The organism is Microcoleus sp. Pol11C3 (assembly GCF_036701485.1).
GTDB lineage: Bacteria > Cyanobacteriota > Cyanobacteriia > Cyanobacteriales > Microcoleaceae > Microcoleus.
Window position 1 is genome coordinate 1 of the sequence record NZ_JAUBQW010000214.1, and the last position, 6,509, is coordinate 6,509.

Consider the following 6,509-nt stretch of genomic DNA (forward strand, 5'->3'; position numbering starts at 1 on the left):
TGAGTTTCAGCTTCTAGTCTTATGCACGAGTCTATCTTTTATTAGATAAAGTTATCACCATAAGTTCTGAAGAGCCAGATTTCATCAAATTTCTCATCTATATAATCTTCCAAATCCATCTCGGATTGAAACCTGATTTCACCACCAATATAAATTAACTTGCGATTAGCATTTTTTACCCTATCATTCAATCTTTTACCTTGGGTTGATAGATGTTTTGCTTTGAGGTATGGCACCGTAGCTATCCCATAAAGTGAGCATTGCCCGCGAGCTTAATTCACGAGCCATGCCCAATTATATCACTTGTCATCCCTCACAGGCAGCGACGTATCCAGAATTTCCATCAACAATTCCAGCCGCGAAGGACGACTCAACATCGGCACTAAATTCGGTAAGGAGTAATAATCACCCGCAAACGTAAAGGTTTCCACCGATACTTGTTTGTCCTTTAATTGCTTATGGACATATTCGCACCAAGCACCAACTCGCACAATCACAACATCAGGATTTACCCCCAAACTGCGACAGTAATTCTGATAAGCATCTGCAAAATAAGGTGCAGCGTTTTCGCCTTCATCTGTTACAATAATGAATTGCTCGACAACCTGCTTTTTAATTCGCATTGCTTCCACCGCGCAACCGCAACTTGTGCCGCCGCCGCTGCGAATGTGTTTGAAAGCGGCTTCCCAGTCTGTCAATTCGCTGCCGTTTGCTTGCACTGGATACGGCATTGTGTCAAAGGCATAAACGAACAGTGCAGCCTCGGAAATGCCGGAAATCAAAGCAGCGAGACGCTTCCCGACTTCGATCGCACTTTCCATGCTTCCCGACTTGTCAATCAACAAACCAGTTGCTTTCGCAATCTTGCCGCGCTTCTTCACCTGTTCGTTTGTCACCGCTTCCAGCTTCGCAGCCGTTGCTGCGTCGAAGTTCGCGCCCGCACCTGCAACACTGGCTTTGTAAGCAGAAACCCGATCGCACTTTGCCGCTTCATCCAGCTTCGAGTCAATCAACTGCTTGACTTCCGGGTGATCCATCGCCCCGCGCGACTGAATCGATTTCAAATTGTTGATGACTTCCTGCGGCGACATCGAGTTAATCAGCGCGGCCAAAACTGTTGGCGTTAGCTGTTTGATCGCACCAACTGCGATCGTATACGGAATCTTGTACTCAACAATCAAATTCGCTTGTTCCGCAGGTGTCGCTGCCTTTGCCAACTGCTTCAAAACGAATGCCAGAGAGTCTTGCGGCGGATTGTCTTTAAACAGGATAGCATTAGCCCGATCGCTCGGCTTGACGTGCAGCGTTGCGTACAAATGCTTCATCGCCTTGCGGTTGCGGATGGCAGCGCGATCGAAAAACTGCGGATTCTTTTCCCGCGATTTCAGATAGCGAGTGACAGCAGTGCGCGCGCTGCGGGGCACCTTATTTTGGTGCTGCTTCATAAAGTCCACAATCCGCGAAACCTCGTAGGGAGGGAACTCTTGCAACATCATAAACCCGGCATCTCGGTGTTCCGTCAGCGCCGAAGTCAGCAACTTTCCGGCAAAAACTTCCTTGTGATCGCGCACGTCGCCGTGACGTTGATACCACACTGCTAAATGACCGTAAAAAATAGGGTCTAATTCGATAATTAACTTGTGAATTTCTGCCACCTTTTCCAGTTGACGGTGAGGAGTGGTGAGCAAAGAGTTGAGCAGTTCCAAACGTAAATCGCGTTCTAATAAATTCATTGGTGCTACCTCCCATTTCGATTTTTGATTTTCGATTTTTGAGTTTCGATTGTAAGGAATATCCCAAAATCAGCGGGTAGCAGTTGTTGCAGACTTGGCAAGGAATGTAATAGTCACCGCGCAAGTTTGGGGAGCTTTTTTTTTAAACCTGGATAAGGTTGGTATGTAAGCTCTCCGAATTGGGGCGCGGCAACAACTGCTATTTTAAATTATTTCAGGGAAACTTGTTCTAAGTCGATCGCTCTCAAGTCTGGTTCAACCCAATTAATCCGAGCTTCCCAGGACATCAGGCTCTCGCGGGTGTAATAGCGAAAGGGTAAAGTGCGATCGGCATATTTTGCAATCAAACCGTTAGCCAGATTTACCATCGATCGATTTGGGCTTTCATCGGCGAGATATTGGCGAACAGTTCGCACCCAAAACAGTGTTAGGGTTTCGTGATATCCGCTGTTTTTTGTAGTCTCAATGCCATGCACAGCGTTGTAACGTTTGATGCCATTGCGAATCGCATCGATCGCCTCTGAGTCCGATTCGCCAAACAGAAAATACCATAAAGCAACGGTTAAATGGGCTTCGTGCGTCCACTCGCTGCGCGGGAGGCTACATTCTTGGAAGGCGTGGAGGAGGGTATCTATCTCGTTGGGCGATCGGTAAATTGCCAGTCTTTTTCTCATGGCTAATACCCAATTTATTTTTGAGGACGGAAGTCTTCAATACAAACACGATTACTTAATTATTATCCTGAATTAACAACAAGAGTTTATAGCATTAAAAGTCACTTCGCGCAAGTTAAGAAAGCGATTGGCACATACGCAGGAGTTGAACCCGCGACCGTTTCTTTTAAGAGAAATGCTCTACCAATGAGCTAGTATGTAAGCTTTCTTTGTTTGGGCGCGAAGTGGAACTTTTAAGCGCCTGAAAGATATAAAAATTCAGCTATAAAAGGCAGCGCACAAGTCAGAGAAGCTTTAGCCTCACGGCAAGTAGGACTCGAACCTACAATTCGATTTTAAGTCGAACGTATCCAGTTTGTAAGCTTCTTTAGTTGGGGTGCGCTACCTAATACGTGCTTTCAGTGAATTTCTAGCCGTAAACAGCTTCTGGGCGGACAATTAAATCGCCGCTGGGACGCCGATCGACCACGTAAGACTCGAAGCGATCGCCCTTGACATCAAAATGGTTAGCCAGACGTTCTTTAATAGCTCGATCGCTCATTCCTGCCGCGATACCCAGTTGGTTTTCTGCCATGTCATAGGAACGTCCTTCAAAACGAATGTGAACCATTACCGATACCTCCTAGAGCCATTTTGGATTTGGGATTAGTAGCTTATCTGCTCTCGATTTTGGCTTTTTGTGAGACTTAGCAAATTGCCAGTATCGGTAAAGATTCACGAAATCTGATAATCTTTACTGAAAAAAGCGCCGTCCTAAATGATAAGCTTGTTTGATTTTGCGGATTTCCTCAGCCTTTTTGGTTGATTGAAATCTGGTTGAACTTGTCTGTTCTGAATCCGCCTTAAATTCCTTGAAATTAGACTTATTTCGTACAACGTCTGACTCGGATTGAGTCAGTTTGTAACCGAACAGTCTCGTATAAAGTAACAACATAACAATCGAGTCTATATTACAAGACTTTCAAATTGATGTTCGTTGAAATTTTGAGCAATATTTAGTTGTCAAGGTTCAGAATTTGCACGGAAAATACAGGTTTTTGCTTGTTCTGCGCTTTCCATATTTATATACTACATAAATACTACACAAGTGTCAAGGGGGTAGCAAAAGTTTTTTAGATAAAACTTACACGAGTGGCGAGAAACCGGGTTTTTTCACGAAAATATTTCGTTGTTACCTGCAGATTCGGTAAAAAACCCGGTTTCTAGGGTGGGAGTGCGATCGCCAACTGTAACATCGATTAAACATCCTTAACATAAGAAATGCTGTCGCGAATATTGTGGAAGCCAGCAGACTCGTAAAGACGCAATGCACCTGATGGATTTTCAGCATCGACGCCGACAATAGCAGTAGCGACACCGGCAGCTTTGAGTCGATGCAAACCAGCGAACAACATCGCTCGTCCCAATCCCATTTTGCGGAAGCCGCGCCTAGTGCCGAGACAAGCAATCCAGCCTTCATTGCGCCCGGTACGATCGCACTCTTGCACACTAATCTCGCAGTAACAAAAACTGATAAATGTGCCGTCATCAGCAACAGCAATCAAGTCTAAATCATTTCTGTAATCGGGTTTAGCTAACTCGTGCTTAAATTTCTCCACCGTTAAATCGTGATGATTCCAGTGATCGATAAACGACTGGTTAAACATTTCTACCCAAGCTGCCGCATCCTCTTCGCCGGGGAATTGACGCAGGGCAAAGCCTTCGGGGAATTGCGGTTCTGGGATCGGTTCAGAAAGCGATCGCGCCATTCGGCAAAAATAGCGATCGACCTTAAAACCGCAAGTTGTCAGCACAGAAATGCGATCGCAATCCTCAGCGCGCGCGTAGGTTCGCAGCTTCACGCGCCCGCCCTGCATCGCAGACACCTCGCGCATCCGCACTTCACCCCAGGCGATCGCGGCTGCTTCCACATCGCCTCCGCGCGCGTCGGGGTGGACGCGAAACCACAGCCAACCGTCAATTACTTCCCCAGGCTCAGAAACCGACAACTGAGCAAAACCGATTAATTTTTCCTCCGCATCTTCCCAAAGGCGGATATCGCGTGCTACATCTAGAGACAGTGCGTTAAATTCTTGTTGTAGTTCTGAGATGGAAGTGCCTTCATCGAGCCGATCGACTTCTTCGCAAGTATTGATTAAATGGGCGATCGCAGTTAAATCGCGATCGCCCGCATAGCAGCGCGCCGAGAGACTTGCCATCATAGCTAATCACCTGTTCGGGTTATTGATTAATTTAAAAATAGCTTGGGCGATCGCACTTTTATCGATCTACTCGCCCCAATGGTCGATCGGCATTAAAAATCCGACAACACAAACACTCACAGTAACCCAACCGCTAAAGCCGTTGACTCCGATCCTGAGCGCAAAATGGGCGAAAAACGACATACTAGAGACAGTTTAAAGCCTCAAATCCTTGTGAGTCGTATGTTATTTGGGATGGGAGTAGAAGGACTTGAACCTTCGACCTTGAGATTAAGAGTCACCTGCTCTAACCAACTGAGCTATACTCCCGCATCTAGGCTACTATAACACAACTGTTCTGAAAATTCAACTATTTCTGTATAAATTTGTGGCGATCGATCCCAATCACCCTAAAATTCTCTCAACGGATACGCGAATGTCGGGAAATGCCAGCGGTATCACCGTTCCAGCCTCGATTTTTTGCTCTGTAGCGTACTCGCCATTCTGAGGATAGCGAAACACGATCATTTGCTTAGCAGATAAATTTAAAACCCAATATTCTTGAATTTCTGCCTCGGCATAAATGGCGGCTTTCAACTCTAAATCCTTCTTCAAGCTAGTTTGAGCAACTTCTACAATCCAAAAGATATCTTGAAATTCCTGATGGCGATCGTTGTAAGCAGACTCCGGCAATCGCACGATCGCAATATCTGGTTCTGGTTCAGAGTCTGATAGCGTAATCGGCCCGTTGAAGCGGACATCAGCTTTACCTGCGAGTAGTTCTTCGAGGTATTTAGTACCTCGTTTGGTTGTGTTGTAATGAATAGGGGTTTCTGGACTTATCTGGCAAACTTCACCGGCTAGCAACTCCACACGGCGATCGCGTAGAATCCCTGCTTCAATCATGCGGTGATAGTCGCCCACAGACCATTTAGCTAGCGTTTTCATTGCAGAATCGACGCATTTTCTTAAAAGAACAACTTTATTTTACACGATCGCCCTTATTCAATACCTAATTAAAATGCGATCGCCAAGCCTGTTGGCAGGACAATCGCTGACAAAATTCACCGACATCTTCACGCGATCGTCGGCATTAACATTTGAATTGAGGTAGATACAGGATTGACTTGTGTAAAATATCAAGATACAGTCCTAGGGCGAGGAACTATATACTTTTATGAGCAATCGCCTTATGAAAAACAAGATAGTTGCACTATTAGATGTGTTAGCCTGCTTTTTAACAGCAGCGATTGACATTACATTCCTCACCTCCATAGGCAATTATCTGAACTATCGTCAAGGGACACTTGGTGAGTGGATTTACTTGTGGATAATGACAGCTCTGGCACTATATCTTCTGGGTCTTTACACCATTGCTCTGGTGGATCGAAAACTTTCAGACCAAGAAATGGAAAGTGAGCCGTTGTTTTTGGTTTTCGGTTGCATCATCGGTTTGCTGATCGGCTACTTAGTTGCGTATTTCTACTCATCAATGCCGACTCTGCTACACAAGCTGGATTGGTCATTTTGGGTTTTACTTTTTCCGTTTTTGCTATCTGTTTTAGGAATTTGTATTGCTGGAAAATTTAAGCGGAGTAAATCCACAAGCAATCTAATCATTTCATTGTTGAGAATTTTAATTCCGTCTGCGATCGCTTTAACATTTATCTTGGTTAACAACAACGGTTTTCCGGGTGTAGCAGCACCTGCTGAGGTTCGACAGCAATGGGCGTCCAAAGAATTTTGGAATTATGGCGGAGTTGTGAATTCAATCAAAAACTGTCAGCCCATCATCAAGAGAGTAGGCAGCGTAACATTTGTGGCACCTACCCAAGGTCAAAACAATGTTGGGTGCATCTCACTTTGGCAAATACATCAAATTGAAAGTTGACCGTTGAGATAAGCACAGCGAAGAGCAAGGA

The 6,509-nt window shown here is 45.2% G+C and carries 6 protein-coding genes and 3 tRNA genes; 1 reads left to right on the forward strand and 8 read right to left on the reverse strand.

The features are described from left to right. Positions 1–299: 299 nt before the first annotated feature. The 8 genes from QUA40_RS27010 to QUA40_RS27045 all read right to left on the reverse strand — a co-directional run bounded on the left by QUA40_RS27010 (position 300) and on the right by QUA40_RS27045 (position 5,535). Positions 300–1,733 (reverse strand): hypothetical protein, encoded by a 1,434-nt coding sequence (locus QUA40_RS27010; protein ID WP_333131587.1) that lies wholly within the window; start codon positions 1,731–1,733, stop codon positions 300–302. Between the two features lie 209 nt (positions 1,734–1,942). Beyond that, entirely contained in the window at positions 1,943–2,407 is a 465-nt protein-coding gene (locus tag QUA40_RS27015) for a hypothetical protein (RefSeq protein WP_333131589.1), read from the reverse strand. 128 nt (positions 2,408–2,535) lie between these two features. Beyond that, positions 2,536–2,607, reverse strand: a tRNA-OTHER gene (locus QUA40_RS27020). Positions 2,608–2,708: 101 nt separating this feature from the next. Continuing rightward, a tRNA-Ser gene (locus tag QUA40_RS27025) sits at positions 2,709–2,824 on the reverse strand. Further along, the gene (locus tag QUA40_RS27030; RefSeq protein WP_333131591.1) at positions 2,817–3,017 is read right to left on the reverse strand and encodes a hypothetical protein; all 201 of its coding nucleotides are present in this window, start codon (positions 3,015–3,017) and stop codon (positions 2,817–2,819) included. The genes QUA40_RS27025 and QUA40_RS27030 overlap by 8 nt, the downstream gene beginning before the upstream one ends. A gap of 628 nt (positions 3,018–3,645) precedes the next feature. Further along, complete coding sequence (locus QUA40_RS27035) at positions 3,646–4,608, reverse strand: GNAT family N-acetyltransferase (protein ID WP_333131593.1); 963 nt, start codon at positions 4,606–4,608, stop codon at positions 3,646–3,648. Positions 4,609–4,843: 235 nt separating this feature from the next. After that, positions 4,844–4,917 (reverse strand) — tRNA-Lys (locus QUA40_RS27040). Positions 4,918–4,992: 75 nt separating this feature from the next. Next, positions 4,993–5,535, reverse strand: a complete 543-nt coding sequence (locus QUA40_RS27045; protein ID WP_333131595.1) for a Uma2 family endonuclease — start codon at positions 5,533–5,535, stop codon at positions 4,993–4,995. A gap of 244 nt (positions 5,536–5,779) precedes the next feature. Between QUA40_RS27045 and QUA40_RS27050 the strand changes: the two genes are divergently transcribed. Next, positions 5,780–6,478, forward strand: a complete 699-nt coding sequence (locus QUA40_RS27050) for a hypothetical protein (RefSeq protein ID WP_333131597.1) — start codon at positions 5,780–5,782, stop codon at positions 6,476–6,478. Positions 6,479–6,509 lie beyond the last annotated feature (31 nt).

Coding starts and splice junctions, on each gene's coding strand:
- QUA40_RS27010 (WP_333131587.1), bottom strand. CDS start 1,733: ATGAATTTATTAGAACGCGATTTACGTTTGGAACTGCTCAACTCTTTG.
- QUA40_RS27015 (WP_333131589.1), bottom strand. CDS start 2,407: ATGAGAAAAAGACTGGCAATTTACCGATCGCCCAACGAGATAGATACC.
- QUA40_RS27030 (WP_333131591.1), bottom strand. CDS start 3,017: ATGGTTCACATTCGTTTTGAAGGACGTTCCTATGACATGGCAGAAAAC.
- QUA40_RS27035 (WP_333131593.1), bottom strand. CDS start 4,608: ATGATGGCAAGTCTCTCGGCGCGCTGCTATGCGGGCGATCGCGATTTA.
- QUA40_RS27045 (WP_333131595.1), bottom strand. CDS start 5,535: ATGAAAACGCTAGCTAAATGGTCTGTGGGCGACTATCACCGCATGATT.
- QUA40_RS27050 (WP_333131597.1), top strand. CDS start 5,780: ATGAAAAACAAGATAGTTGCACTATTAGATGTGTTAGCCTGCTTTTTA.